The organism is Pseudomonas sp. 18058 (assembly GCF_902706155.1).
GTDB lineage: Bacteria > Pseudomonadota > Gammaproteobacteria > Pseudomonadales > Pseudomonadaceae > Aquipseudomonas > Aquipseudomonas rustica.
Map to the genome: position 1 here is coordinate 15,716 of NZ_CACSJY010000039.1, position 25,444 is coordinate 41,159.

A 25,444-nucleotide genomic window follows, 5' to 3' on the forward strand; every position below is an offset into this window, starting at 1 on the left:
CTTAGCGCGTGCCGCCGGTTTGTTTGAGGAAGTTGGCAAACAGTTCATGACCCTGCTCGGTCAGGATCGACTCGGGGTGGAACTGTACGCCCTCAATGTTCAGGGTCTTGTGACGCAGGCCCATGATTTCGTCGACCGAACCGTCGTCGTGTTGCGTCCACGCGGTCAGTTCCAGGCAATCGGGCAAAGTATCGTGCTTGACGATCAGCGAGTGGTAGCGGGTAACCGTCAGCGGATGATTCAGGCCTTGGAAAACGCCCTTGTCCTCGTGGAATACCGGGCTAGTCTTACCGTGCATCACTTGGCGGGCGCGGACTACATCGCCGCCAAACGCCTGGCCGATCGATTGGTGGCCAAGGCAGACACCGAGGATCGGCAGTTTGCCGGCGAAGTGCTTGATGGCTTCGATGGAGATGCCGGCTTCGTTCGGGGTGCAAGGGCCTGGGGAGACGACGATGCGCTCGGGCTTCAGCGCTTCGATTTCGGCGACGGTCAATTCGTCATTGCGCACGACTTTCACCTCGGCACCCAGTTCGCCGAGGTATTGCACAACGTTGTAAGTAAAGGAGTCGTAGTTGTCGATCATCAGCAACATGGCGATTCGAACCTCTTGAATTCTGACTTGGAGACAGCCTTCAGATGACTTGCCCGCAGGGCGCTGCACGATGTCGGACGCGGGTAGACGCGTCGGCACAGCGGCATTTCAAACAGGCAAGGAAGGCAAAGCGATACAGATCCGGCGGGGCCGGCAGAAAAGATTCAGGCGCGCCAACGCCAGCGGGCGTGTGCCTTGATGACTTGATCCAGAAGTTTGCTGGTGATCAACACGGGGAAGGTCTCGTTCATACGTTCCGGCACAGTAACTTAGCTGGGCGGAGCGTGCAATATGGCCGGGGCCTTGGGGGTTAAATCTATAAGAGGGTTCGCGACCGATGGCAAAAGGCCGGAAGTTTTTGGTACTGTCGTTTCGTTCACCTACAACAATAAATAAACGGACTTGCTCATGATCAAACAGACGTTGTTTGTACCGCTGGCTGGATGCTTGCTCGCATTGGCCTGCGCCCAGGCGAATGCCGCCCCCAATCCTTACTCGAATTTCGTGGTGTTTGGCGACAGCCTCAACGACGCGGGCACCTTCCGCGACACCGGCGGCCCGGCCGGCGCTACCCAGCGCTACACCAACCGTACCGGGCCAATCTATCTGGACGGCAGCGGCGAATCCCGTGATCTGAACTCCACGCAATTGCTCGGTGGCCGACTCGGCTTCACCCCGGATCAGACCGCCTCTTCCAGCTCGCAAGTGCGCGTCGAAAACGGTCAGGTCGACGGCAACAACTGGGCGGTCGGCGGTTATCGCACCGACCAGATTCTCGATTCGATCACCTCGCAATCGGCCACCGGTGAACGCACTCGCACTGGTTATCTGCCCTCGAACGGCTTCCGCGCTGACCCGAATGCGCTGTATTACATTTCCGGCGGCGGTAACGACTTCCTCCAGGGCCGCATCCTCAGCCTGCCGCAAGCCAACGCCGGCGCCGATCGACTGGCTGACAGCGTGCAAGCGTTGCAATCGGCCGGTGCCAAATACGTGATGGTCTGGCTGCTACCTGACGTTGGTCTGACCCCGGCCATCAACGGCACGCCGCTGCAAGCGTTCAGCAGCCAGCTCGCCGCGCAATTCAACAGCCAGTTGGTCAGTCGTCTGCAAGGCATCAATGCGGAAATCATTCCGCTGAACATTCCGGTATTGCTGTCGGAAGTGTTCGCCGATCCGGGCCGTTTTGGACTGGCCACTGATCAGAACCTCACCGCGACGTGCTTCAGCGGCAGCGGTTGCCCGGAAAACGCCCGTTACGGCATCAACAGTGCGACGCCAGATCCGACCAAGCTGATTTACAACGACGGCGTGCACCCGACCGAAGCCGGGCAGAAACTGATCTCCGACTACGCCTATTCCCTACTGGCCGCGCCGTGGGAACTGACACTGCTGCCGGAAATGGCCCACGCCACCGTGCGTGCGCATCAGGATGAACTGCGCAGCCAATGGCAGGCGGATTGGGAAAACTGGCAAGCGGTCGGCCAATGGCGCGCGATCGTTTCCGCCGGTGGCCAGCATCTGGATGTCGACAGCCAAAGCAGCGGCGCCAGTGCCGACGGCAGCGGTTACAACCTCAATGTCGGGGGCAGCTATCGTCTGAATGACGCGTGGCGTGTCGGTGTGGCGGGTGGTTTCTACCGGCAGAACCTGGAGGCCGGGCATAACGATTCGGACTACAAACTCAACAGCTACATGGCCACCGCATTTGCCCAGTTCCAGCAGAATCGCTGGTGGGCTGACGCGGCGTTGACCGGCGGCAAACTCGACTACGACAACCTCAAGCGCAAGTTTGATCTGGGCGCCAGCGAAGGTGCGGAGAAAGGTGATACCGACGGCAGCCTGTGGGCGTTCAGTACGCGCATCGGTTATGACATTGCCCAGCCGGGTAGCGAATGGCACCTGTCGCCGTTCGTCAGTGCTGATTACGCCAGTGTCGATGTCGATGGTTATTCGGAGAAGAGCAACCGCGCTACAGCGCTGACCTTCGATGACCAGACCCGCGATTCGAAACGTCTGGGTGTCGGTATTCAGGGCAAGTACAACTTCACGCCGCAAACGCAGGTGTTTGGTGAGTATGCGCATGAACGCGAGTACGAGGATGACGTGCAGAAGGTCAATATCGCGCTGAATACCTTGCCGGCGAATGACTTCAAACTTGAGGGTTATACGCCGCAGAGCCATTTGAATCGGTTGAGTTTGGGCGTGAGCCACAAGTTGACGGCGGATCTGGCGTTGCGTGGCGGGTATTCGTTCCGCAAGGATGATGACTTTACCCAGCAGGGTGTGAATGTTGGGGTGGTGTTGGATTTTTAAGCGGTAGATCGAAAGATCGCAGCCTGCGGCAGCTCCTACAGGGGGTTGTTGCAGGGCATGAAAAAAGCGGCGCCCTCACAGGCGCCGCTTTTTTATGGTGGAAAACATTAACCTGTGGCGAGGGGATTTATCCCCGTTGGGGTGCGAAGCAGCCCCTAAACCAAACACCGCGGTGTATCAGGCAAACCGCATGTAATGGTTTTACGACTGCTGCGCAGCCGAGCGGGGATAAATCCCCTCGCCACAATGAATCCCCACACCACAGATAAATCCCCTTACCACACAAGGCCTCTCCCATAAGGGATCTGCGATCAGTCAGGGGTTTGTTCGGCCAGGGCGACGGCGCGGAACATCGCGCGGCGTTTGTTCAGGGTTTCTTCCCATTCCAGGGCCGGCACCGAGTCGGCAACGATGCCGCCACCGGCCTGCACATGCAGTTCGCCGTTCTTGATCACTGCGGTGCGGATCGCAATCGCGGTGTCCATGTTGCCGTTCCAGGCGAAGTAACCGACCGCACCGCCATACACACCACGCTTGACCGGTTCCAGTTCGTCGATGATTTCCATCGCACGAATCTTCGGTGCACCGGACAAGGTGCCCGCTGGCAGAATCGCCCGCAGTGCATCCATCGCCGTCAGCCCTTCTTTCAACTGACCGGTGACGTTGGAAACGATGTGCATCACGTTGGAATAACGCTCGATAACCATTTTCTCGGTGAGTTTCACCGAACCGATTTCCGAAACGCGCCCCGTATCGTTACGGCCCAAATCGATGAGCATCAAGTGCTCGGCGATCTCTTTGTCGTCCGACAGCAGGTCTTCTTCCAGCGCCAGATCGGCTTCTTCGGTCGCGCCACGTGGGCGTGTGCCGGCGATCGGGCGCACGGTGATCAGGTTGTCTTCAACGCGCACCAGCACTTCCGGCGAACTGCCGACCACATGAAAGTCGCCAAAGTTGAAGAAGTACATGTACGGCGTCGGGTTGAAGCAACGCAGCGCGCGGTACAGATCGATCGGTGCAGCCTTGAAGTCGATCGACATACGCTGCGACGGCACGACCTGCATGCAGTCACCGGCCAGGATGTATTCCTTGATGGTGTCGACGGCTTTTTCGTAATCGTCCTGAGTAAAACTGGAACGGAACACTGGATCAGCCGCTTGCTGCTTGCTGAAGTCCAGGCCACGGCGCGGGGTGATCGGCTGGCGCAGTTGCTCGAGCAATTCCTGCAAACGTGCCTGACCTTGTTCGAAGGCATCGGCCTGCGCAGGGTCGGCGAGGACGATCGCGTGCATCTTGCCAGCAAGGTTGTCGAACACCACGACGGCGTCGGACACCATCAGCAGAATGTCCGGCACGCCCAGTGGATCCGGGTTCGGGCACTTGCCCAAGCGCTTCTCGACATAACGCACGCAGTCGTAACCGAAGTAACCGACCAGACCACCGTTGAAGCGCGGCAGACCAGCGATGGTCGGCACGTTGTAGCGCGCCTTGAAGGTTTCGACGAAGGCCAGCGGGTCCTCAACGTCATGGCTTTCGGTCTCGACGCCATCAACAGTGATGCTGACGTGATGGTCGTGAACGCGCATGACCGTGCGGCACGGCAGGCCGATGATCGAGTAACGGCCCCATTTCTCGCCGCCCTGCACCGATTCGAGCAGGTAGGAGTTGGGCTGGTCGGCCAGTTTCAGGTAGATCGACAGCGGCGTGTCGAAGTCGGCCAGGGTTTCGCAGGCCAACGGAATGCGGTTGTAGCCGTCAGCGGCCAAGCGCAAGAATTCTTCGCGGATCATAAGGTGCCTCGTGGTGTGAGGTGCTATCAGTCAGGTATGCAAACGCGCCGGCAGGCCGGCCAGAAAAAAGTCAGGCGCGCCAACGCCAGCGGGCCAGGGCCTTGATGACTTTCATCCAGAGTTTGCGAGTGACCACCACGATGGCGTTTCCAGAATTGGATTGAGAAGCGTCGGGCAACGTTATCTCAGCGGCCGAACCGAGGCAACCGGGAATTAGCTTGCGCAGATCGTCGATCACCAGCGCCGGCGACTCTTCGGCAATCGGTCGGCCATGGTTGTAGCCGTAACTCAGCGCCACGCATTTGACCCCCGCCGCTTTCGCCGCCAGCACATCGCTGCGCGAATCGCCGACGAACAACGATTGCGAGGCCGGGATGTTGGCCATTTTCATCACGAAAAACAGCGCCGCCGGGTCAGGCTTCTTCTGCGGCAAGGTATCGCCGCCGATGATCCACTTGAAGTAGCGGCCAATCTTCATCTGATCCAGCAATGGCGCGACAAAGCGCTCGGGCTTGTTGGTGATCAGCGCCATGGCCACGCCTTGTTTGTGCAGCCACTTGAGGGTGTCGCGCACGCCGGGATAGACCACGGTCAGCTCATGGCTGGCGCCGTAAGCCTCCATGAACACTTCCAGCGCGTGCTCGGCCTCGACGTCATCCACCGCCGAATGATCGATGCTACCGGCCAAAGCACGGCGCACCAGAACCGGCGCGCCGTTGCCAACCCACTCGCGCACCGCTTCGATGCCGGCAGGCTGGCGGCCGAGGGAGAGCAGCATGGTGTCCACCGCCGCTGCCAGGTCTGGAACCGAGTCGATCAGCGTGCCATCCAGATCGAACATCACCAGCCGTGGCAGTTTGCCCGGGAACAGCTGCTCAAACCCGCTCATGGGCGCGCCAGCGCCAGTTCGGAACGCATCTTGTCGATGACTTCCTGATAGTTCGGCGCGTTGAAGATTGCCGAGCCGGCGACAAAAGTGTCAGCGCCAGCGGCAGCGATTTCGCGGATGTTGTTGACGTTGACGCCGCCGTCGATTTCCAGACGGATGTCACGGCCCGAGGCATCGATGATCGCTCGCGCTTCGCGCAGTTTGTCGAGGGTGCCGGGAATGAATTTCTGCCCGCCGAAGCCTGGGTTGACGCTCATCAGCAAGACCATGTCGACCTTGTCGATCACGTACTTGAGCACGTCCAGCGGGGTTGCCGGGTTGAACACCAGACCGGATTTGCAGCCGCCTTCACGGATCAGCTGCAGCGAGCGATCAACGTGCAGCGTGGCTTCCGGGTGGAAAGTGATGTAAGTCGCGCCGGCTTCGATGAAGTCGCCAACGATGCGATCCACCGGGCTGACCATCAAGTGCGCGTCGATCGGCGCGGTGACGCCGTACTTGCGCAACGCCGCGCAAACCATCGGGCCGATGGTCAGGTTGGGTACGTAGTGGTTGTCCATGACGTCGAAGTGAACGAAGTCGGCGCCAGCGGCGAGAACATTGTCCACTTCCTCGCCGAGGCGGGCGAAGTCGGCGGAGAGAATCGACGGAGCAATTACGAAGGGCTGCATGACGCACCTTTTCTGAGCTAAATCACGATGGCGCGCATTGTAGCCTCATGCATTGCTGCGCGCACCGTGACCGCGATGATCAGTACGCCGCTCGGTAAATCTTCTCGATATCGACGGCGCTGAGTTTGCGCGGGTTATTGCGCATCAAGCGCTCGATCCCCGCGGCTTCTGCGGCCATGGCCGGGATCGCCTCTTCCGGGACGCCGAAACTGCGCAGGCCGGCGGGAATTTCCACCGCCGCGCACAAATCGGTCATCGCCTGCACGGCTTTGTCCGCGGCCTCGGCTGCACTCAGATGAGCAGTCTTCACGCCCATGGCTTCGGCAATATCCTGCATGCGTTCGACGCAGGCCATCTTGTTCCAGGTCATGACATATGGCAGCAGCAAGGCATTGCTGACGCCATGGGCGATGTTGAAACGCCCGCCCAGCGGATACGCCAGCGCATGCACCGCGCCGACCCCGGCATTGCCGAACGCCATGCCGGCCATCAGGCTGGCGGTGGCCATGTCTTCGCGGGCTTGCAGATTGGCGCCGTTGGCGTAGGCCTTGGGCAGAGCTTTGGCGATCAACTTGATCGCGCCGATCGCCAGTGAGTCGGTGATCGGCGAGGCGTTGACCGACAGATAGGATTCGATGGCGTGCACCAATGCGTCGACGCCACTGGCGGCGGTGACGCTGCGTGGGCAGGTCAGGGTCATTTGCGGGCTGACCAGCGCGACGTCGGGTAATAGATAGTCGCTGACGATGCCTTTCTTCAGTTGCGCGACTTTGTCCGAAAGGATGGCGACGTTGGTCACTTCGGAACCGGTGCCGGCGGTAGTCGGGATGGCGATCAGCGGCGGGCCTTTGCGCGGCACCTGATCGACGCCGAACAGATCTTCCAGCGCACCGTGGTAACCGGCGTACGCGGCGACGCTTTTGGCGATGTCGATGGCACTGCCGCCACCGAGGCCGATCAAGCCGTCATGCCCACCCTCGCGGTACACGCGCATGCAGTCTTCGACGATGGCGATTTCCGGGTCTGGCAATACGCGGTCGAAAATCTCGTACTCGCGCCCGCCCAATTGGCACAACGCCAGCTCGACCGTGCCGGATTTGACCAGCGCCGCGTCGGTGACGATCAGCGGGTTGTCGATGTCGAGGCGCGTGAGTTCGGCGGCCAGTTGCTCGATGGCGGCGGCGCCGGTGATCAGTTTGTGAGCGATTTTGAACTGGGACAGACTCATCGTGCGCAGCCTCTTATAGATGTGGGAGCTGGGCACAAGATTAGCTGGGGATTTGGGGTTGTCTGCTATTCAGGTGGTGAATGACCAACCCGAGAGCAACACCATCCATTGTGGGAGCGGGCTTGCTCGCGAATGCGGTGTGCCAGTCGGTGAAAATGTTGACTGACACTCCGTATTCGCGAGCAAGCCCGCTCCCACATTTTTGACCGCGTGCGGATTTAGACCTGAGCAGTACGCAGTTTTTCGCTGCGGCCACGTAGCCATTCCAGCGTCAGCAGCAGGATGACCGAGAACGCAATCAGCAACGTCGCAGCAGCCGCAATCGTCGGGCTGAGGTTCTCGCGAATCCCGCTGAACATCTGCCGAGGCAACGTCGCCTGCTCAGGCCCCGCAAGAAACAACGTCACCACCACCTCATCAAACGAAGTCGCAAAGGCAAACAGCGCCCCGGAAATCACCCCCGGCGCAATCAACGGTAAGGTCACGCGACGAAACGCGGTCAGCGGTGATGCACCGAGACTCGCCGCCGCACGCACCAGATTATGGTTAAACCCTTGCAACGTCGCAGACACCGTGATGATCACAAACGGCACACCCAACACCGCGTGCACCACAATCAACGAGAAGAAGCTGTTACCCAACCCCAACGGCGCAAAGAACAGATAACTCGCCACACCAATGATCACCACCGGCACCACCATCGGCGAAATCACCAGCGCCATCACCAGCGCTTTACCGGGAAAGTCACCGCGAGTGAGGCCGATCGCCGCCAGCGTACCGAAGATCATCGCCAGCACCGTCGCCGCCGGAGCAACGATGATGCTGTTCTTCAGCGCGCGCATCCATTCCGCCGAGGCGAAGAAGTCGTGGTACCACTGCAGCGAGAAACCTTGTAGCGGGTAGACCAGAAAACTCCCCGAATTGAACGACAGCGGAATAATCACCAGCACCGGCAGAATCAGGAACAACAGAATCAGGCCGCAGAGGATCCGCAGGCTGTAGAACCACACCCGTTCAATGGGCGACATGTAAGGACTCAGCATCTCGAATTCCCCTTAGCTCAGGCGCAGGCGACTGGCGCCGACCAGCCAGCTGTAAATCAGATAAAGCACCACGGTCGCCAGCAGCAACAATCCGCCGAGTGCGGTGGCCATGCCCCAGTTGATGCTGGTGTTGGTATAGAAGGCGACGAAGTAGCTGACCATTTGATCGTTGGGGCTGCCGAGCAGCGCCGGGGTGATGTAGTAGCCGATGGCGAGGATGAACACCAGCAGGCAACCGGCGCCGACACCGGCGTAGGTCTGCGGGAAGTACACCCGCCAGAAACTGGCGAATGGGTGGCAGCCGAGGGAAATCGCCGCGCGCATGTAGGTCGGCGAGATGCCTTTCATCACGCTGTAGATCGGCAGGATCATGAACGGCAGCAGGATGTGCACCATCGAGATGTACACGCCGGTGCGGTTGAACACCAGTTCCAGCGGTTTATCGATGATGCCCATGGCCATCAGCCCGCTGTTGATCAGCCCGCCGGATTGCAGCAGCACGATCCACGCAGCAACGCGCACCAGAATCGAGGTCCAGAACGGCAGCAGCACCAGAATCATCAGCAGATTGCTTTGCCGCGATGGCAGGTTCGCCAGCAGGTAGGCCAGTGGATAGGCGAGCAGCAGGCAGATCACGGTGATCACCAGGCCCATCCAGAACGTGCGGGCGAAAATGTCGAGGTAGATCGCCTGATCCGGGGTGGCCGGGGCGATTTCGCCGAGGTCGTCGATGCGGTGATCGACGGACGCCAGCAAGTAATAAGGCGTGATGCTGCTGGTGTTGCGTTTGACCGCTTGCCAATACGCCGGATCGCCCCAACGTTCGTCGAGTGCTTCCAGCGCTTCTTTATAAGAGGCCGGTTCGCTGGCGAAAGGCAGCGCCCGGGCGGTTTTGGTCAGCAGGCTGCGGTAGCCGGCCAACTCCATGTTCAAGCGCTTGGACAAATCGCCCAGCGTCTGGTTTTTGCGCGCTTCGGCGAGGTCTTCGCTGGCGGCTTTGTAGACGGGTTCAGCGGGCAGGCCACGGCCGTCCCAACTGGCGATGGCCGCCACGGTGCGCGGCATGCCGCCGACCACTTCGGGGTTGCCGACGCTTTTGTAGAGCAGCGCCACGATCGGCACCAGAAACACCAGCAACAGAAACAGCACCAACGGCGCAATCAGCGCTTGAGCCTTCCAGCGGTTGACCCGCTCGGCGCGCTTGAGCTTCTGCTTCAAGGTGGGGCTGTTGCCCTCGTTCAGGGGAACGGCGATGGCCATGACGTACTCCGCAAATCTTTGATCGTTACAGAGGCGGCGAACCACCTCGAACTTTAGCTACTGATCGTTCCCACGCTCTGCGTGGGCACGCATCCAGTGACGCTCTGCGTCACACGAGGACGCGGAGCGTCCCGGGCGGCATTCCCACGCAGAGCGTGGGAACGATCATCTGGTACACCGTCGGCCCGTGTGACGTGCTTATTTCGCAGCCCAGGAGTTGAAGCGCTGCTCGAGTTGCTCGCCGTTGTCAGCCCAGAAGCTGACGTCGATCTGCACCTGGTTAGCGATGTTTTCCGGGGTGGTCGGCATGTCTTTCAGGACGTCCTTGGCCAGCAGCGGTACGGCTTGGGTGTTGGCCGGGCCGTAGGCGATGTTTTCCGAGTAGGTCTTCTGCTGCTGCGGTTGTACCGAGTAAGCGATGAACTTCTTCGCCGCTTCCGCACGCTTGGCGTCCAGACCTTTCGGGATGGCCCAGGCGTCGAAGTCGTAGATGCCGCCGTTCCACACCACTTTCAGGTTGGATTCTTTCTGCACGGCAGCGATGCGACCGTTGTAAGCCGAGCTCATCACCACGTCACCGGAAGCGAGGTATTGCGGCGGTTGCGCACCGGCTTCCCACCACTGGATGCTCGGTTTCAGCTCATCGAGCTTCTTGAACGCACGATCCTGACCGTCCTTGCTCGCCAGCACTTTGTAGACGTCTTTCGGCGCCACGCCATCGGCCATCAAGGCGAATTCGAGGGTGTATTTGGCGCCCTTACGCAGGCCACGTTTGCCCGGGAATTGCTTGGTGTCCCAGAAATCCGCCCAGCTGGTCGGCGCGGTTTTCAGCTTGTCGGCGTTGTAAGCCAGCACCGTCGACCACACAAAGAAACCTACGCCGCACGGCTGAATCGCGCCTTTGACGTAGTCTTCGGATTTGCCGAACAGCGCCGGGTCGAGTTGTTCGAACATGTCTTCGTCGCAACCACGGGACAGTTCTGGCGATTCAACTTCGACCAGGTCCCACGACACGCTCTTGGTGTCGACCATGGCTTTGACCTTGGCCATTTCGCCGTTGTATTCGCCGGCGACGATCTTGCCGTTGCCCGCCGCTTCCCACGGTGCATAGAAGGCTTTGACTTGCGCCGCCTTGTTCGCCCCGCCAAACGACACCACGGTCAAATCCGGGCCAGCGGCCATTGCGCTGGCCGCACCCATCAGGCCCAGGGTCAGGGCGGTGAACTTCAGGGATCTCAACATTTATTGTTCTCTCCACGTGCAGGGTTGGTGTTGGTATTGCCGGGGCGATCAGTTCGCCTCTAAAAGCGGATCAAGCGCGCGAACGTGCTCGACCTGCCAGCCAAGCGGTACCACGTCGCCGACGGCGAGCGCGGGATCGAGCTCGGCAATCGGTTGTTTCACGAAGAAGTCGGTCTTGCCGCAGACTTCCAGGCGTACCCGGACGTGGTCGCCCAGATAGATGAATTCCGCCACCCTCCCTGAGAAGCGGTTAACGCATTGATCGCTCGAACCGTTGAGGCTGACACGCTCCGGACGGATCGACAGGGTCACCGGTTCGCCGGTCTGGCCGACATTGACCGCCAGCGCCTCGACCTTTTCGCCACGGCCCAACTCGACCACGCAGCGCTCGCCGGTCTGGCTGAGCAGGCGGCCGTTGAGGCGGTTGTTCTCGCCGATGAAGTTGGCGACGAAGGTGTTTTTCGGTTCTTCGTAGAGGCTGCGCGGCGGAGCGATCTGCTGGATTTCGCCCTGATGAAATACCGCGACGCGGTCAGACATGGTCAGCGCTTCACCCTGATCGTGGGTCACGTAGACCACGGTCACACCGAGGCGCTGGTGCAGGTGTTTGATTTCCATCTGCATGTGTTCACGCAATTGTTTGTCGAGGGCGCCGAGGGGTTCGTCCATCAGCACCAGTTGCGGTTCGAACACCAGCGCGCGGGCCAGCGCCACACGTTGCTGCTGACCACCGGACAACTGCGCCGGGTAGCGCGAGGCGAACGCATCGAGCTGCACCATGCTCAGGACTTTCTTGACCTTGTCGTTGACGTCGCTCTTGTTCAGGCCGCGCACGCTCAGCGGGAATGCGAGGTTTTCAGCGACGGTCATGTGCGGGAACAGCGCGTAGTTCTGGAACACCATGCCGATGTCGCGCTTGTGCGGCGGCACGTTGTTGATCGAGCGCCCGGCCAGCAGAATTTCGCCGGCGGTCGGTGTTTCGAACCCGGCGAGCATCATCAGGCTGGTGGTCTTGCCGGAACCGGACGGCCCGAGCAGGGTGAGAAATTCGCCTTTGCGAATATCCAGGTTGAGGTCTTTGACGATCAGGTTCTCGCCGTCGTAGCTCTTCTGCACTCCACGAAAGCTGACCAGCACATCACTGGCCCCTGCGTTTGTATCGACCTGGCTCATACCCACACCTTTGTTGTTGATGACTGCTTGTGGATTAAGCCTAGTGGTTGCTGACAGGCACGCAAATCGGGGCGCAGGAGAGAATCGCCTCAGCCGGATGGAAGGTTGGGGGTAGGGATTGCCCTACAACGATGGCGCTAACGGATAAGGCAGTGGCGAGTGACAAGCTGCGAGCCGCAAGCAAGGGCAAAAAGCGTGTGTCGCTAATGGACATGCCCAAGATGCCAGCCTCAAAGCACATCCCTTGTGGGAGCGGGCTTGCTCGCGAATGCGGTGGGTCATTCAACTCATTCGGCGACTGGTACACCGCTTTCGCGAGCAAGCCCGCTCCCACAGTTTTGACCGCGGTGATTTTTAGAGGAGTTTGTGTTCCATCGCGTATTTGACCAGTTCGGCCAGCGAGGTGATGTTGAGCTTCTGCATCAGCCGCGCCTTGTGGGTGCTGATGGTTTTGCTGCTTAGCGCCAGTTGCTGGGCGATGTCGTTGACGTTGGCGCCTTGGGCCAGGCGCTCGAACACTGAAAACTCACGCTCGGAGAGAAGAGAGTGCAATGGCCTGGCATCGGTCAAACCGACTTCAAAAACCATCCGATCCGCCAGATCCGGATCGATGTAACGCCCACCCGCCGCGACCTTGCGGATCGCCGTGAGCAACAGCGCCGGATCGCTGTCCTTGGTCGCATAACCGGCCGCGCCGACCTTCAACGCGCGAGCAGCCATCTGCGCTTCGTCGTGCATCGACAGCACCAGAATCGCCGGCGGATTGTTCAGTGCACGAATCCGAGGGATTGCCTCCAAGCCATTGACCCCGGGCATGGAGATGTCGAGCAGCACCACTTCGCACGGTACGTGGCGCAGGGTTTCCAGCAGTTGTTCGCCATTGCTCGCCTCGCCCACCACTTGCAGATCCTTGGCCAGGCCGATCAATTGCTTGATGCCCTCACGGACGATGGTGTGGTCTTCGGCTACCAGTACACGGATCAAATTTTTCTCCTCATTACTTCCGAGCCAAGATCATTCGCGAGCAAGCCCGCTCCCACAGGGGAATGCATTCCAAAGTGGGAGCGGGCTTGCTCGCGAAAGCGTCAGCCCAAACACCACAAATCCTCAGACTTCATTCACCGGCACCCAAACATTCAGGCTAGTACCCTCCCCCGGCTCACTCTCAAGCACCAACCGCCCACCCATGATCAGCACCCGCTCGCGCATGCCGACCAAACCAAACGAAGTCGGCCTACCGGTAGCGGCGACAAATCCTACGCCATCATCGGCAACTGTCAGGCACAACTCATCGCCCTCCAGCGCCAGCGTCAGTTCCACAGTATGCGCCTGAGCATGACGCATCACGTTGGTCAGCGCTTCCTGCAAAATCCGGAACAACCCGATGGCCTTGGCATCACTCAGCGCCGGCAGATTCTCCGGCACCTGCACCAGACAGGGAATCTGCGTCCGCGCTTCAAATCGCCGCGCCTGCCATTCGATCGCCGACGCGATCCCGGCATCCAGAATCGGTGGACGCAGCGCCGTCGCCACATCACGCACCAACTGGAATAACTGGGCGATCAGGCGCTTCATGCTGTTCAGCCGTTCGTTCAGGCCCGGGTCGAGTTGCGCGTAGGCCAATTCGCACATCGATGTCTCCAGTTTCAGCACCGTGAGCATCTGCCCCAATTCATCGTGCACTTCGCGGGCAATGCGCGCCTTCTCTTCTTCGCGCACGCTTTCAAGGTGCGCCGACAGTTCGCGCAGCTGTTCACGAGAATCGGCCAGTTCCAGTTCAATGCGTTTGCTCTCGGTGATGTCCCAGACGATGCCGTCCCAGACGTACGCGCCATCCTCCAATTGCCGGGTGATCGCCTTGATTTCGGCCCAGCGCTGCTGGCCCTGTCGCGTGACAATTCTGCCCTGCCACGACCAGTCGCTGTCGGTGTCCAGCGCTTGATCCTGGGTGCGGTGATAACTGGCCTTGTCGTCCGGGTGCACCAGACTGCGCAGGCCCATGTCGCGATGGGCGATGGCGGCCGGCGCGTAGCCGACCAGACTTTCGCTACCCTCGCTGATGTAGGCAAAGTCGATCTGCCCGGTCACCGGCGCGCGCTCCAGCCGGAACACCAATCCCGGAACGTTGGCGGCGATGCCTTGCAGCCGCGCCTCACTTTCCTGCAACGCGGCCAGTGCGCGACGGCGGTCGGTGACGTCGGTGAGGTAGACCACCAGGTATTCACTGTCGCGAAAACGCAGAAAACTCAGCGACACATCCGCTGGCAAAATACTGCCGTCAGCACGCACGCAACTGGTTTCAAAACTCAACGGCCCTTCTTCGCTGGCTCGCGCACGCTTCCAGAGGTTGAGCCAGCGATCCATGTGCAGCCCCGGTTCGAAGTCGATCAGCGGCCGCTCGATCAACCCGCCCGAGGGATAACCGAGCATGTTTTCCGCCGCGCGATTGGCGTAGCGCACATGGCTGTCCCAGTTGACCCAGAGGATGCCGACGGTGCTTTGATCGATGGAAAACTGCGTCAGCCGCAGCGCTTCTTCGCTGGCGGCGCGCAAGGCTATGTCTTCTCTAGCGGCAAGCAAGCGTTGCTCGAGGCTGTGCTGCTGGCGCCGCTGCCAGAACACGATGGCCACGCAACTGAGCAACATCACCGCAAACAACAGCGCGAGGTTTTGCCAGAAGCCCGGCGACTCCGAGAGTCGGGGGTATTTCGGTTGCAGCCATTGATTGTGCAGGCGCTCCAGATCTTTCGCCGGGATCGCGCGCAAAGCGCTTTGGACGATACCGGCCAGTTCCGGCCAATCCCGTCGCGAAGCAACCCGCAACAATTGCGGTAGACCGATATCGCCAACCACTACCAGTTCGGCAAATTCCGGCTCCACCGACAGTCGCCCCAGTTGCGCTTCATCGACCACCGCATAGGACGCCTGCTGACTTAGCAGCAACTGCAACGCCTGACGTTCCAGCGGCACGCCTTGCAGGTTGAGATGGGGATAGTTGCCGCGCAGATAATCGGCAGTCGCGCTGGGCATGCGCACGGCGACGCGGGTCTGGCTGTCGAGTTTTTCCAGATCGATCGTGCCGCTGGCTTTTTGATCGCTGACCACCAGTTGCGGCACGCGCATGTACGGATCGGAAAACTGCCAGAGACGCAGCGCGCTCGGGGTTTGCATCAGACCGGGGGCGATGTCGATTTCACCTTCGCGCACCGCCGCTTCCAGTTGCGCGAGATCTTGAAAATTGCGCCAGCTCAGTTCGACATTGAGCACCTTGGCCAACGACTTCATCAACTCGACATTGGCTCCGGACAGCTTCTGCAAACGCCGGTCGTATTGTGCAAACGGCGCCTGCAACACCAGACCGACGCGCAGTTCATTGTGTTGCGCCAGCCACTGTTGCTGGCCCGCCGTCAATTGCGCAGCGTGCGCCGCCGGCTCAGGCACCGCCCAGGCGATCAAGGGAAAGCACAACCAGCCGATAAACCAGAGGCAGCAAAATCGCTTCATTGAAGTCTCATACACTGACAAATTCTGACCAACCCATTAGGCTGCCGGGATACATTTCTGGCCTGGAATAACCGATGCCCTCTGTCTACCGCCTGGCAATGCCAGCATTGTGCCTGTCGCTGATCCTGCCTTGTGCGTTTTCCGTCGAAGCCGCCGATCCGGCGCCCGCCGCCTCGGCGGAAAAACCTGCCGAAGCGAAACCCGCCGAACGCCAGCCACTGCTTGAGCGTAGTCAGGAAGAAGCCGCCGCACTCGGCCGTACGGTTCCGGCGCAAGAGCAGCAACAGTTGCAGGCCGGCAGCGACACCTTCCTCGCCCTGTGGAAAACCGCCAACACCGCCGAACCCAAGGGCGCGGTGATTATCATCCCCGGCGCCGGCGAAACCGCTGACTGGCCGCAAGCAATCGGCCCGTTGCGGCAGAAATTGCCCGACGCCAAATGGAGCAGCCTGAGTATCACCCTGCCCGATCTGCAAAGCGATGCCATCGCACCGCGCGTCGTCGAGCCCGTCGCCGCGCCGAAAGCGCCGGAAACCGGCAGCAAGGATGCCACCACCGCGCAGCCGATTGAGCAGGCCGCCGGCGGTGAAGCCGAGGTCGCCGATCAAGTTGCGGCCGACAACGTGGAGGAACAGGAAAAGGCTGACGGCGAGCGCATCTTCGCCCGCATCGACGCGGCCATTGCCTACGCCGAACAGCAGAGCGCGCGCAGCATTGTCGTGCTCGGGCATGGCACCGGGGCTTATTGGGCGGCGCGTTATCTCAGCGAGAAGCAGACCGCGCAGGTGGAGAAGTTTGTAATGGTCGATGCGCAGACACCGGCCAAAGCCAAACCGGCATTGGCGGAATTGACACCGACGCTGAAGTTGCCGACGGCGGATATTTTCTACATGGACAAGGCGCTGGATCGCAACGCAGCGCTGGAGCGTATGCAGGCGAGCAAGCGGTTGAAGACTTCGGCGTTTAGCCAGGTGGCATTGCAAGCGTTGCCGGATAAAAAGGCTGAGCAGGAACAGTTGGTCCGCCGGGTGCGCGGCTGGTTGAATCCGCAGAACACCGACTGATAACAGCAAAAGCAAAAGATCGCAGCCTGCGGCAGCTCCTACAGGAAACGCATTCCAAGGTAGGAGCTGCCGAAGGCTGCGATCTTTTGATCTTCAACGGTCAGCGAAAATCCCGCCGCTCACGAATCAATGTGTAGGCATTGTGCAATTCCCGCGTACGCTCGGTCGCCTCACGCACCTGCGCCGTCGTCGCGCCCGTGCCAGCAATCTTGTCCGGGTGATGCCGACTCAACAGCCGCCGGTACGCTCGTTTGATCTGCGCCGGTTCGGTATTGGCCGACACCCCGAGCAAACGCATCGCTTCCTGATAACTCACAGCCGCACTGACGATTGGCCGTTTGCCGGGCTCGTAATCACTGGCCAGCGCCTGCACCTGCTGCACTGTCCAGCCCAGCCACTTACCCCACTGCGCCAACAATTCACGTTCGCTGACACCGGAGCGACCATCGGCCCAGACCATCCGCCAACAGGCGCGCAAGACACCTTCGGCAGCATGCGGCTGGCCGCTGAGCCGACGCAGATACCCGCGCAGACTGTCGTTACCGGACTTACCGCGATTGAACGCGGCAATCGCCCGACGCATTGCCGGATCACTCATCTCCAGCGCACGCATTTCGTTGCGCGCCTGCTGGATATGCCCGTCAGTGACGCGCCCATCGCTCTTGGCCAGACGCCCGAGCAACACAAACAACAATTCGTCGTTGCGCAACATCGGTCGACCGCCGAGCTTTTCGCGCAAATGCCCCCAGCTCTGCAAGTGCAGACGCCGATCCAGCGCCTGCCCCAACAATGCCCCAAGCATGGCCCCCGGAATGCTGGCGATCGCAAAACCCGCTCCGGCTCCAATCAGAGTCCCTGGCCACAACATGTCAGCGACTCGCTTCTATCAATGTTTCCGCTTCCGCGAGACGCTCGTGGGTGCCGACATCCACCCAGTGACCTTTCAGGCGTTCGCCAGTGATTTCGCCTTCGGCCATGGCTTTACGCAGCAGCGGCGCGAGTTTGAAGGCGCCGTCCGTGCAACCGTCGAACAGTTGCGGATGCAGTACCGCGATACCGCTGTAGGTCAACGTCGCAGCATCGGCCTGGCCGTCGATCACCTGACCGTCGACCAAGGAAAAGTCGCCAGTCGGGTGATGCGCCGGGTTGTCCGCCAGCACCAGATGCGCCAGACCGTTAATCGGCTGGTGCAGCACGCTGAAGTCGTAATCCGTCCAGATATCACCGTTGACCACCAGAAACGCATCGTCACCGAGCAACGGCAGCGCGCGGAAAATCCCGCCGCCGGTTTCCAGCGGCTCACCTTCCGGCGAGTACTGGATGCTCAGGCCGAACTGCGAGCCGTCACCGAGGTAATCCTCGATCTGCTGACCGAGCCAGGCGTGGTTGATCACGATCTCGTTGAAACCGGCGGCCGCGAGGGCGCGCAGGTGATATTCGATCAAGGGCACGCCGCCGGCGCGCACCAGCGGTTTAGGAGTGGTCAGGGTCAGCGGACGCATGCGCTCGCCTTTGCCTGCCGCCAGAATCATTGCCTTCATGCTGTGGCTCCACCCCGCAGGCTGGTGAACAGCGCTTGCAACTCGGCCAGTTCCGGGCGACGCGCGATCACTGCTTCTATATAGGAGAAGAAACGCGGCACGTCGGCCAGGTAACGCGGCTTGCCATCGCGATGACAGATGCGCGCGAAGATGCCGATGACTTTCAGGTGACGCTGCACGCCCATCAGGTCGCTCGCGCGCAGGAAGTCTTCGAAGTTCGACTGCACCGGGATATTCAGTGCCGAGGCTTGCTGCCAGTAATTTTCCAGCCAGCCGCGCACACGTTCTTCAGGCCAGCTGAGGAAGGCGTCCTTGAACAGACAGGTGACGTCGTAAGTGACCGGGCCGTAGACCGCGTCCTGAAAATCCAGCACGCCGGGATTCGGCTCGCTGAGCATCAGGTTGCGCGGCATGTAGTCGCGGTGCACCAACACTTTCGGCTGAGCCAGGGCGCTGTCGATCAACAGATCGCTGATCTGCTGCCACTGCTGTTGCTGGGCCGAATCGAATTCGACGCCGAGTTCACGTTTCACGTACCACTCGGGAAACAGTTCCAGCTCACGGCGCAGCAAGGCGACGTCGTAACTCGGCAGCGGCGCGACCATCGGCAGTTGCTGAAATGCCAGCAGTGCTTGCAGGGCATCGCTGAATAATGCGTCGGCATTTTCGCTATCGATCACGTCGAGATAGGTCTTGTTACCCAGGTCATTGAGCAAAAGAAAACCGCGTTCGAGGTCTTCTGCATAAATTTTCGGCACATTAATTCCGGATTTCGCCAGCAAAAAAGCGATATCCACGAACGGTTTGCAGTTTTCCTGGGGCGGCGGAGCGTCCATGACGACAAAGCTTTTGCCCTCGCCTTCCCAACGGAAGTAACGGCGGAAACTCGCGTCGCTGCTGGCCGCAGTCAACGTGGCCGGGGGCACAGCGCCCCAACCCTGATCTGCAAAGAGGATTGCCAGCTGTTCATCGAGCCAAACTTTCAGGTGTTGCAAGCGTACATCTTGGTCAGGCATTGCAAGGGTCTCCGACGGCGCTAGCCGTCAAGCGGGTCATGCTTTATTATCCAGCATCTTTTTCAGACCATCGAGAGGCGTGCGGCCCACACCGCGGGCAGATGGCACGCAGGAAGCCCGGACTAATAAGATGGCATTGAAATCCCCCGCGTTTCGTAAAAAATTTCCGTTGTTGGTAACCGGCAGTCTGCTGGCTATGCAACCTCTGGCCAGTCAATTCGTTGTTGCCGCCGAGCAGTATGACTGCTCCGTCTCGGCAACGGGTGGTTGGGCCTGTGCGCCCAAGGCGACGGCGGCTGCATTGCCTCCGCGCCCAGTGCATGACGGCAGTGCCGTCAGCGCTGCCGGCGACGCTGCGACCGGAAACGGTTCGACCGCCGACACCGGCCCTAAAACAGCACTCGTCACCGAAGCCAAAGGCCGCGGCCTGAAAGCCCGTAGCGAAGACTACAGTCACCTCGACTGGGTTCCGCGCGAGAAGCTGACCGCTGCCCAATTGGCCGAAACCGGCCCGTACTGCTCCGGTGCTTACATCGAGCCGCCTCGTCCTGGCATGAATGACAAGACGAACAAAAGCGACGCGCCTACCTTTATCGGCGCAAAAGCCTCGCGCTATAACACCGATGATCAAGTCGGTACGTTGGCCGGTGATGTCGTCTTGCGTCAGGGCAGCATGCAGGTTGAATCCGACGAGGCGAGCCTGTACCAGGCCGAGAGCCGCGCCGAACTCAACGGCGGTGTGCGTATTCGCGACAACGGCGCGCTGATCGTCGGCGACCACGCCGATGTGCAACTCGACACCGGTGAAGCCAAGGTCGACAACGCCGAATACGTGATGCACAAATCGCGTATCCGTGGCAGCGCGCTGTACGCCAAGCGTGCAGAGAACGCGATCATCCGCTTGAAGGACGGCACGTACACCACGTGCGAACCGAACAGCAACGCCTGGCAGCTCAAGGGCAACAACATCACCTTGAACCCGGCCACCGGTTTCGGTACCGCGACCAACGTGACACTGCGGGTCAAGGACATTCCGATCCTGTACACCCCGTACATTTACTTCCCGATCGACGACCGTCGTCAATCCGGCTTCCTGCCGCCGACCATCGGCACAGGCACCGATACCGGCTTTATGCTGGTTACTCCGTACTACTTCAACCTGGCGCCGAACTACGATGCCACGTTGTACCCGCGTTACATGAGCAAGCGCGGCATGCTGGTCGAGGGCGAATTCCGCTACCTGACCAAGTCGAGCGAAGGTCAGTTCGGCGCGGCGTACCTCAACGACGAGGATGACGATCGCGACAAGCAGACCGACTCCAAGTCGACCCGTTACATGTACAACTGGCAACACAAAGGTGGCCTGGACTCGCGCGTCTTCACGCAAGTCGACTACACCAAGATCAGCGATCCGTACTACTTCCAGGATCTGGAAACCGATCAGATCGGCGTGAAAAGTGCCGACTACGTGAACCAGCAGGGTTCGGTCACTTATCGTGGCGACAGCTACACGGCGCGTTTGAATGCCCAGGCTTATCAACTGGCGACCGTGGCGAACACCACACCGTATGATCGTCTGCCGCAGATCACTTTCAATGGTCAGTTGCCGGTTCATCCTGAAGGCTTGAACTTCGATTACGAAACCGAGCTGGTTCGTTTTGATCGGGATCTTCTGAATGGCACTTATACGGACAAGGATGGCTCAGACCCGCAGCCTCGACTGGATAACAACATTCAAGGCCTGGCTCGCGCAAACGGCGACCGTTTGAACCTGAAGCCTGGCATCAGCCTGCCGATGAACTGGACCTATGGCTTCGTGAAGCCATCGCTGAAGTACCAGTACACCCAGTATCAACTTGATCTGGACAACACCGGCAAATCGCAAATTGCCGCGCAAAATGCTGAGCAGGACAAACTGAACGGCACGTTCGACAGCAATCAAAACCGTGGTGTGCCAATCGCCAGCATCGACAGCGGCCTGTATTTCGATCGTAAGACTTCCTACTTTGGCAAGAATTACAATCAGACTCTGGAACCGCGCCTGTACTACCTCTACGTACCAGAGAAAGATCAGGAAGATATTCCGGTATTCGATACCAGCGAATACACCTTCAACTATGCGTCGCTGTTCCGTGACAACCGCTTCTCCGGTTCCGACCGTGTCGGCGACGAGAACAAACTGTCGCTAGGCGTGACCAGTCGCTGGATTGAAGACGACGGCTTCGAGCGTCAACGCGTCAGCATCGGCCAGGCCCTGTACTTCAAGGATCGCAAGGTTCAGTTGCCAGGCATCAACTTTGCTGACCGTGATGATGCAAAGTCCAACGTTTCGCCATACGCACTGGAATATGAATACCGCTGGAACCGCGATTGGCGCACCACTGCCGATTACAACTGGGATCCGGACAGCCGCAGCCCACGCTCCGGCAGTGCGATGTTCCACTACCAGCCTGAAGACAATCCGAACAAGATCGTCAACCTTGGCTATCGCTACCGTAATGACCAGGTTCGTTTCGACCAGAACACCGGTAAATGGACTGTGGGCGGCGGCGATTACGGTACTCCGGGGCAGCCTGGCTACGTGAAGGACTACTACAAGATCCAGCAGCATGATTTCTCGGTCATCTGGCCGATCGTTCCGCAGTGGAGCGCTATCAGCCGCTGGCAGTACGACTACAACCGCAACCGTACGCTGGAAGCCTTCGGTGGTTTCGAATATGACAACTGCTGCTGGAAACTGCGCCTGATCAACCGTTACTGGGTGTCTTATGACGAGTTCAGTCAAGAGGCTCCAGAAAACGAAAAAGGCGACCACGGCGTCTTCCTCCAAATTGTTCTGAAGGGACTGGGCGGCCTGACTGGCGCCAAGGCTGAGAGTTTCCTCGACAAAGGCATCCAAGGTTATCGTCAACGTGAAGACCAAGCTTTCTGATTGTCTGCGCCCGCTGATGCTGGGCGCGCTGTTCCTGAGTACGGCGGGTAACGCCGCCGTTCAGTCCATCGATAAAGTGGTCGCGATCGTCGACAACGACGTGGTCATGCAGAGCCAACTGGATCAGCGTGTCCACGAAGTTCAGCAGACCATCGCCAAGCGTGGAGGCGGCCAGCCGCCTCCGGGCGTACTGGATCAACAGGTGCTTGAGCGCCTGATCGTCGAAAACCTGCAACTGCAGATCGGCGAACGTTCCGGTATCCGCATCACCGATGAAGAGCTGAACCAGGCTGTCGGCACCATTGCACAACGCAACAACATGACTGTGGATCAATTCCGCGCCGCTCTGGCTCACGACGGTCTGTCTTACGACGACGCTCGTGATCAGATCCGCCGTGAAATGGTCATCAGCCGTGTGCGTCAGCGTCGTGTGGCAGAACGCATCCAGGTCTCCGAGCAGGAAGTGAAAAACTTCCTCGCTTCCGATCTGGGCAAAATGCAGCTGTCCGAAGAACTGCACCTGGCCAATATCCTGATTCCAACCCCGGAAAGCGCTAACTCTGAAGCAATTCAGAACGCTGCCCGTCAGGCCATGGATGTTTACCAGCAACTCAAGCAAGGCGCCGACTTCGGTCAATTGGCTGTAGCCAAATCCGCCAGCGACAACGCATTGGAAGGCGGCGACATGGGCTGGCGTAAAGCTGCTCAATTGCCACCTCCGTTCGACCGCGAGCTGAGCAGCATGGCCGTAGGCGACATCACTCAACCAGCGCGCACACCGGGTGGTTTCATCATCCTCAAGCTGCTGGCCAAGCGTGGTGGCGAGACCCAGATGCGAGACGAAGTGCATGTGCGCCATATTCTGGTGAAGCCAAGCCCGATTCGCGACGAAGCCAAAACCCAAGCCCTGGTGCAGTCGCTGTATGACCGCATTCTGGCTGGCGAAGACTTCGCTGAACTGGCGAAAAGCTACTCCGAAGACCCGGGTTCTGCCCTCAACGGCGGCGACCTGAACTGGATCGATCCGGGCGCACTGGTGCCGGAATTCCGCGAAGTGATGGCCAAGACCCCACAAGGTCAGCTGTCCAAGCCATTCCAGACCCAATACGGCTGGCACGTTCTGGAAGTCCTTGGCCGTCGCGCCACTGACAGCACCGAACAGGCCCGCGAGCAGCAAGCCATGACCGTACTGCGTAACCGCAAATACGACGAAGAGCTGCAAACCTGGTTGCGTCAGATCCGTGACGAAGCGTACGTAGAGATCAAACTCCCTGGTGCAGACCAGGCAGCGCAGTGAAACCCCAGCGTTTCGCGCTGACACCCGGCGAACCAGCCGGCATCGGTCCCGACCTGTGCCTGCTGCTCGCCTCGCAAGCCCAGCCACATCCCCTGATTGCCATCACCAGCCGCGACCTGCTCAATGAGCGAGCCGCGCAGCTGGGGCTGGCCGTCAACTTGCTGGATGTCGGCCCGAATCACTGGCCGGACGCCCCGGCGCCCGCCAACAGCCTGTACGTCTGGGATACTCCGCTCAGCGCCCCCGTGGTGGCCGGGCAACTGGACAAGGCCAACGCTGCTTTCGTCCTTGAAACCCTGACCCGAGCCGGCAACGGCTGCCTGAACGGCGATTTCGCCGGGATGATCACCGCGCCGGTACACAAAGGCGTGATCAACGAATCGGGCATCGCGTTCTCCGGTCACACAGAGTTTCTGGCTGACCTGACCCATACCGCTCAAGTAGTGATGATGCTGGCGACACGCGGTTTGCGCGTGGCACTGGTCACCACTCACCTGCCCCTGCGCGAGATTGCCGATGCGATCACGCCGGAACGGCTGGAACGGGTCACGCGAATTCTGCACAGCGATCTGCAAAACAAATTCGGCATCGCCCAGCCACGCATTCTGGTGTGCGGACTCAACCCGCACGCTGGTGAAGGCGGACACCTGGGCCATGAAGAAATCGACATCATTGAACCGACATTAGAGCGCCTGCGCGGCGAGGGCATGGACCTTCGTGGCCCGCTGCCTGCCGACACTCTGTTTACCCCCAAATATCTGGAGCACTGCGACGCAGTGCTGGCGATGTACCACGACCAAGGCCTGCCTGTGCTTAAGTACAAAGGCTTCGGCGCTGCCGTCAACGTGACCCTGGGCCTGCCGATCATCCGCACATCGGTCGACCACGGCACTGCCCTGGATCTGGCCGGCAGCGGCAAGATCGACACCGGCAGCCTGCAAGTCGCCCTGGAAACCGCCTACCAGATGGCCGAGACCCGTTTATGACCGAGCAATACCAACACAAGGCGCGCAAACGCTTTGGCCAGAACTTCCTGCACGATGCCGGCGTTATCGACCGCATCCTGCGCTCCATCAGCGCCAAGCCTGACGATCGCTTGCTGGAAATCGGCCCGGGCCAAGGCGCACTGACTGCCGGCCTGCTGAACTCCGGCGGGCAGCTCGACGTGGTGGAACTGGACAAGGATCTGATCCCGATCCTCAATCAGCAGTTCGCCGGCAAGAGCAATTTCAACCTGCACCAGGGCGATGCGCTGAAGTTCGACTTCAACACGCTCAACGCCGCGCCAAACAGCCTGCGTGTGGTCGGCAACCTGCCGTACAACATCTCGACGCCGCTGATTTTTCACCTGCTGAATAACGCCGGCATCATTCGCGACATGCACTTCATGCTGCAGAAAGAAGTGGTCGAGCGGCTGGCCGCAGGCCCGGGCGGCGGTGACTGGGGTCGTCTGTCGATCATGGTTCAGTACCACTGCCGCGTCGAACATCTGTTCAACGTTGGCCCGGGCGCGTTCAACCCGCCGCCAAAAGTTGATTCGGCGATCGTTCGTCTGGTGCCGCATGCCGTGCTGCCGCACCCGGCCAAGGATCACAAGTTGCTGGAGCGCGTTGTGCGCGAAGCCTTCAACCAGCGTCGCAAGACTCTGCGCAACACCCTCAAACAATTGCTCAGCAATGCCGAGATCGAAGCCGCTGGCGTTGATGGCAGCCTGCGTCCGGAACAACTGGATCTGGCCGCATTCGTGCGCCTGGCCGATCAGCTCGCAGTACAAGTCCCGGCCTCCCCCGCCGCCGACTGACATACGATGAACGCTATCGGGCAGGACGCCACTCTGGTTTACTGCCCGATACTTGCCTAGACTGATTCCCCATCAGCTACGC

20 protein-coding genes are annotated in these 25,444 nt (G+C 60.0%); 6 read left to right on the forward strand and 14 right to left on the reverse strand.

The genetic code is table 11. The features are described 5' to 3' along the window. Nucleotide 1 precedes the first annotated feature (1 nt). Nucleotides 2-595 (reverse strand): aminodeoxychorismate/anthranilate synthase component II, encoded by a 594-nt coding sequence (locus tag GVL50_RS19840; protein WP_159814839.1) that lies wholly within the window; start codon nucleotides 593-595, stop codon nucleotides 2-4. Nucleotides 596-1,003: 408 nt separating this feature from the next. Here GVL50_RS19840 and estP point away from each other — a divergent pair, with 408 nt between their 5' ends. Beyond that, nucleotides 1,004-2,911, forward strand: coding sequence for an esterase EstP (estP, locus tag GVL50_RS19845; RefSeq protein ID WP_159814840.1), 1,908 nt, complete (start codon nucleotides 1,004-1,006; stop codon nucleotides 2,909-2,911). Nucleotides 2,912-3,222: 311 nt separating this feature from the next. Here the strand turns inward: estP and trpE are convergent, their stop codons facing one another. From trpE to GVL50_RS19895, 10 genes are all read right to left on the reverse strand, one after another. Next, complete coding sequence (gene trpE, locus GVL50_RS19850; protein WP_159814841.1) at nucleotides 3,223-4,701, reverse strand: anthranilate synthase component I; 1,479 nt, start codon at nucleotides 4,699-4,701, stop codon at nucleotides 3,223-3,225. A 70-nt stretch (nucleotides 4,702-4,771) separates the two neighbouring features. Next, entirely contained in the window at nucleotides 4,772-5,590 is an 819-nt protein-coding gene (locus GVL50_RS19855; protein ID WP_159814842.1) for a phosphoglycolate phosphatase, read from the reverse strand. Continuing rightward, on the reverse strand, nucleotides 5,587-6,261 hold the full coding sequence (rpe, locus tag GVL50_RS19860) for a ribulose-phosphate 3-epimerase (RefSeq protein ID WP_007918813.1): 675 nt from the start codon (nucleotides 6,259-6,261) through the stop codon (nucleotides 5,587-5,589). Before rpe ends, GVL50_RS19855 begins: the two co-directional genes overlap by 4 nt. Before the next feature lie 79 nt (nucleotides 6,262-6,340). Continuing rightward, nucleotides 6,341-7,489 carry an iron-containing alcohol dehydrogenase gene (locus tag GVL50_RS19865; RefSeq protein WP_053124374.1) on the reverse strand — a complete coding sequence of 383 codons (1,149 nt, stop codon included), beginning with the start codon at nucleotides 7,487-7,489 and terminating at the stop codon, nucleotides 6,341-6,343. 218 nt (nucleotides 7,490-7,707) lie between these two features. Continuing rightward, nucleotides 7,708-8,532: an ABC transporter permease gene (locus tag GVL50_RS19870; RefSeq protein WP_008084123.1), complete on the reverse strand. Its 825-nt coding sequence runs from the start codon at nucleotides 8,530-8,532 to the stop codon at nucleotides 7,708-7,710. Nucleotides 8,533-8,544: 12 nt separating this feature from the next. Next, nucleotides 8,545-9,792, reverse strand: a complete 1,248-nt coding sequence (locus GVL50_RS19875; protein ID WP_159814843.1) for an ABC transporter permease — start codon at nucleotides 9,790-9,792, stop codon at nucleotides 8,545-8,547. Between the two features lie 198 nt (nucleotides 9,793-9,990). Beyond that, the gene (locus GVL50_RS19880) at nucleotides 9,991-11,034 is read right to left on the reverse strand and encodes an ABC transporter substrate-binding protein (RefSeq protein ID WP_159814844.1); all 1,044 of its coding nucleotides are present in this window, start codon (nucleotides 11,032-11,034) and stop codon (nucleotides 9,991-9,993) included. 48 nt (nucleotides 11,035-11,082) lie between these two features. Then, entirely contained in the window at nucleotides 11,083-12,207 is a 1,125-nt protein-coding gene (locus GVL50_RS19885; RefSeq protein ID WP_159814845.1) for an ABC transporter ATP-binding protein, read from the reverse strand. A 354-nt stretch (nucleotides 12,208-12,561) separates the two neighbouring features. Continuing rightward, nucleotides 12,562-13,191 (reverse strand): response regulator transcription factor, encoded by a 630-nt coding sequence (locus GVL50_RS19890; protein ID WP_008085218.1) that lies wholly within the window; start codon nucleotides 13,189-13,191, stop codon nucleotides 12,562-12,564. 123 nt (nucleotides 13,192-13,314) lie between these two features. Beyond that, nucleotides 13,315-15,711, reverse strand: coding sequence for a PAS domain S-box protein (locus GVL50_RS19895; RefSeq protein WP_159814846.1), 2,397 nt, complete (start codon nucleotides 15,709-15,711; stop codon nucleotides 13,315-13,317). A gap of 74 nt (nucleotides 15,712-15,785) precedes the next feature. Between GVL50_RS19895 and GVL50_RS19900 the strand changes: the two genes are divergently transcribed. After that, nucleotides 15,786-16,775: an alpha/beta hydrolase family protein gene (locus GVL50_RS19900; RefSeq protein ID WP_159814847.1), complete on the forward strand. Its 990-nt coding sequence runs from the start codon at nucleotides 15,786-15,788 to the stop codon at nucleotides 16,773-16,775. A 100-nt stretch (nucleotides 16,776-16,875) separates the two neighbouring features. On the opposite strand, the gene GVL50_RS19905 is transcribed toward GVL50_RS19900, so the two are convergent. The 3 genes from GVL50_RS19905 to GVL50_RS19915 are packed head-to-tail and all read right to left on the reverse strand — an operon-like array spanning nucleotide 16,876 to nucleotide 19,332. After that, the gene (locus tag GVL50_RS19905; RefSeq protein ID WP_159814848.1) at nucleotides 16,876-17,643 is read right to left on the reverse strand and encodes a TerB family tellurite resistance protein; all 768 of its coding nucleotides are present in this window, start codon (nucleotides 17,641-17,643) and stop codon (nucleotides 16,876-16,878) included. Nucleotide 17,644: 1 nt separating this feature from the next. After that, nucleotides 17,645-18,316, reverse strand: a complete 672-nt coding sequence (gene murU / locus GVL50_RS19910; RefSeq protein ID WP_159814849.1) for an N-acetylmuramate alpha-1-phosphate uridylyltransferase MurU — start codon at nucleotides 18,314-18,316, stop codon at nucleotides 17,645-17,647. Next, nucleotides 18,313-19,332: an aminoglycoside phosphotransferase family protein gene (locus GVL50_RS19915; RefSeq protein ID WP_159814850.1), complete on the reverse strand. Its 1,020-nt coding sequence runs from the start codon at nucleotides 19,330-19,332 to the stop codon at nucleotides 18,313-18,315. The genes murU and GVL50_RS19915 overlap by 4 nt, the downstream gene beginning before the upstream one ends. A gap of 130 nt (nucleotides 19,333-19,462) precedes the next feature. Here GVL50_RS19915 and GVL50_RS19920 point away from each other — a divergent pair, with 130 nt between their 5' ends. The 4 genes from GVL50_RS19920 to rsmA are packed head-to-tail and all read left to right on the forward strand — an operon-like array spanning nucleotide 19,463 to nucleotide 25,362. Further along, the gene (locus tag GVL50_RS19920; protein ID WP_159814851.1) at nucleotides 19,463-22,264 is read left to right on the forward strand and encodes an LPS-assembly protein LptD; all 2,802 of its coding nucleotides are present in this window, start codon (nucleotides 19,463-19,465) and stop codon (nucleotides 22,262-22,264) included. Then, entirely contained in the window at nucleotides 22,245-23,561 is a 1,317-nt protein-coding gene (surA, locus tag GVL50_RS19925; protein WP_159814852.1) for a peptidylprolyl isomerase SurA, read from the forward strand. Before GVL50_RS19920 ends, surA begins: the two co-directional genes overlap by 20 nt. Beyond that, the gene (pdxA, locus tag GVL50_RS19930; protein WP_159814853.1) at nucleotides 23,558-24,547 is read left to right on the forward strand and encodes a 4-hydroxythreonine-4-phosphate dehydrogenase PdxA; all 990 of its coding nucleotides are present in this window, start codon (nucleotides 23,558-23,560) and stop codon (nucleotides 24,545-24,547) included. The genes surA and pdxA overlap by 4 nt, the downstream gene beginning before the upstream one ends. Next, nucleotides 24,544-25,362, forward strand: a complete 819-nt coding sequence (gene rsmA / locus GVL50_RS19935) for a 16S rRNA (adenine(1518)-N(6)/adenine(1519)-N(6))-dimethyltransferase RsmA (protein WP_053124397.1) — start codon at nucleotides 24,544-24,546, stop codon at nucleotides 25,360-25,362. Before pdxA ends, rsmA begins: the two co-directional genes overlap by 4 nt. Nucleotides 25,363-25,444 lie beyond the last annotated feature (82 nt).

Coding starts and splice junctions, on each gene's coding strand:
- GVL50_RS19840 (WP_159814839.1), bottom strand. CDS start 595: ATGTTGCTGATGATCGACAACTACGACTCCTTTACTTACAACGTTGTG.
- estP (WP_159814840.1), top strand. CDS start 1,004: ATGATCAAACAGACGTTGTTTGTACCGCTGGCTGGATGCTTGCTCGCA.
- trpE (WP_159814841.1), bottom strand. CDS start 4,701: ATGATCCGCGAAGAATTCTTGCGCTTGGCCGCTGACGGCTACAACCGC.
- GVL50_RS19855 (WP_159814842.1), bottom strand. CDS start 5,590: ATGAGCGGGTTTGAGCAGCTGTTCCCGGGCAAACTGCCACGGCTGGTG.
- rpe (WP_007918813.1), bottom strand. CDS start 6,261: ATGCAGCCCTTCGTAATTGCTCCGTCGATTCTCTCCGCCGACTTCGCC.
- GVL50_RS19865 (WP_053124374.1), bottom strand. CDS start 7,489: ATGAGTCTGTCCCAGTTCAAAATCGCTCACAAACTGATCACCGGCGCC.
- GVL50_RS19870 (WP_008084123.1), bottom strand. CDS start 8,532: ATGCTGAGTCCTTACATGTCGCCCATTGAACGGGTGTGGTTCTACAGC.
- GVL50_RS19875 (WP_159814843.1), bottom strand. CDS start 9,792: ATGGCCATCGCCGTTCCCCTGAACGAGGGCAACAGCCCCACCTTGAAG.
- GVL50_RS19880 (WP_159814844.1), bottom strand. CDS start 11,034: ATGTTGAGATCCCTGAAGTTCACCGCCCTGACCCTGGGCCTGATGGGT.
- GVL50_RS19885 (WP_159814845.1), bottom strand. CDS start 12,207: ATGAGCCAGGTCGATACAAACGCAGGGGCCAGTGATGTGCTGGTCAGC.
- GVL50_RS19895 (WP_159814846.1), bottom strand. CDS start 15,711: ATGAAGCGATTTTGCTGCCTCTGGTTTATCGGCTGGTTGTGCTTTCCC.
- GVL50_RS19900 (WP_159814847.1), top strand. CDS start 15,786: ATGCCCTCTGTCTACCGCCTGGCAATGCCAGCATTGTGCCTGTCGCTG.
- GVL50_RS19905 (WP_159814848.1), bottom strand. CDS start 17,643: ATGTTGTGGCCAGGGACTCTGATTGGAGCCGGAGCGGGTTTTGCGATC.
- murU (WP_159814849.1), bottom strand. CDS start 18,316: ATGAAGGCAATGATTCTGGCGGCAGGCAAAGGCGAGCGCATGCGTCCG.
- GVL50_RS19915 (WP_159814850.1), bottom strand. CDS start 19,332: ATGCCTGACCAAGATGTACGCTTGCAACACCTGAAAGTTTGGCTCGAT.
- GVL50_RS19920 (WP_159814851.1), top strand. CDS start 19,463: ATGGCATTGAAATCCCCCGCGTTTCGTAAAAAATTTCCGTTGTTGGTA.
- rsmA (WP_053124397.1), top strand. CDS start 24,544: ATGACCGAGCAATACCAACACAAGGCGCGCAAACGCTTTGGCCAGAAC.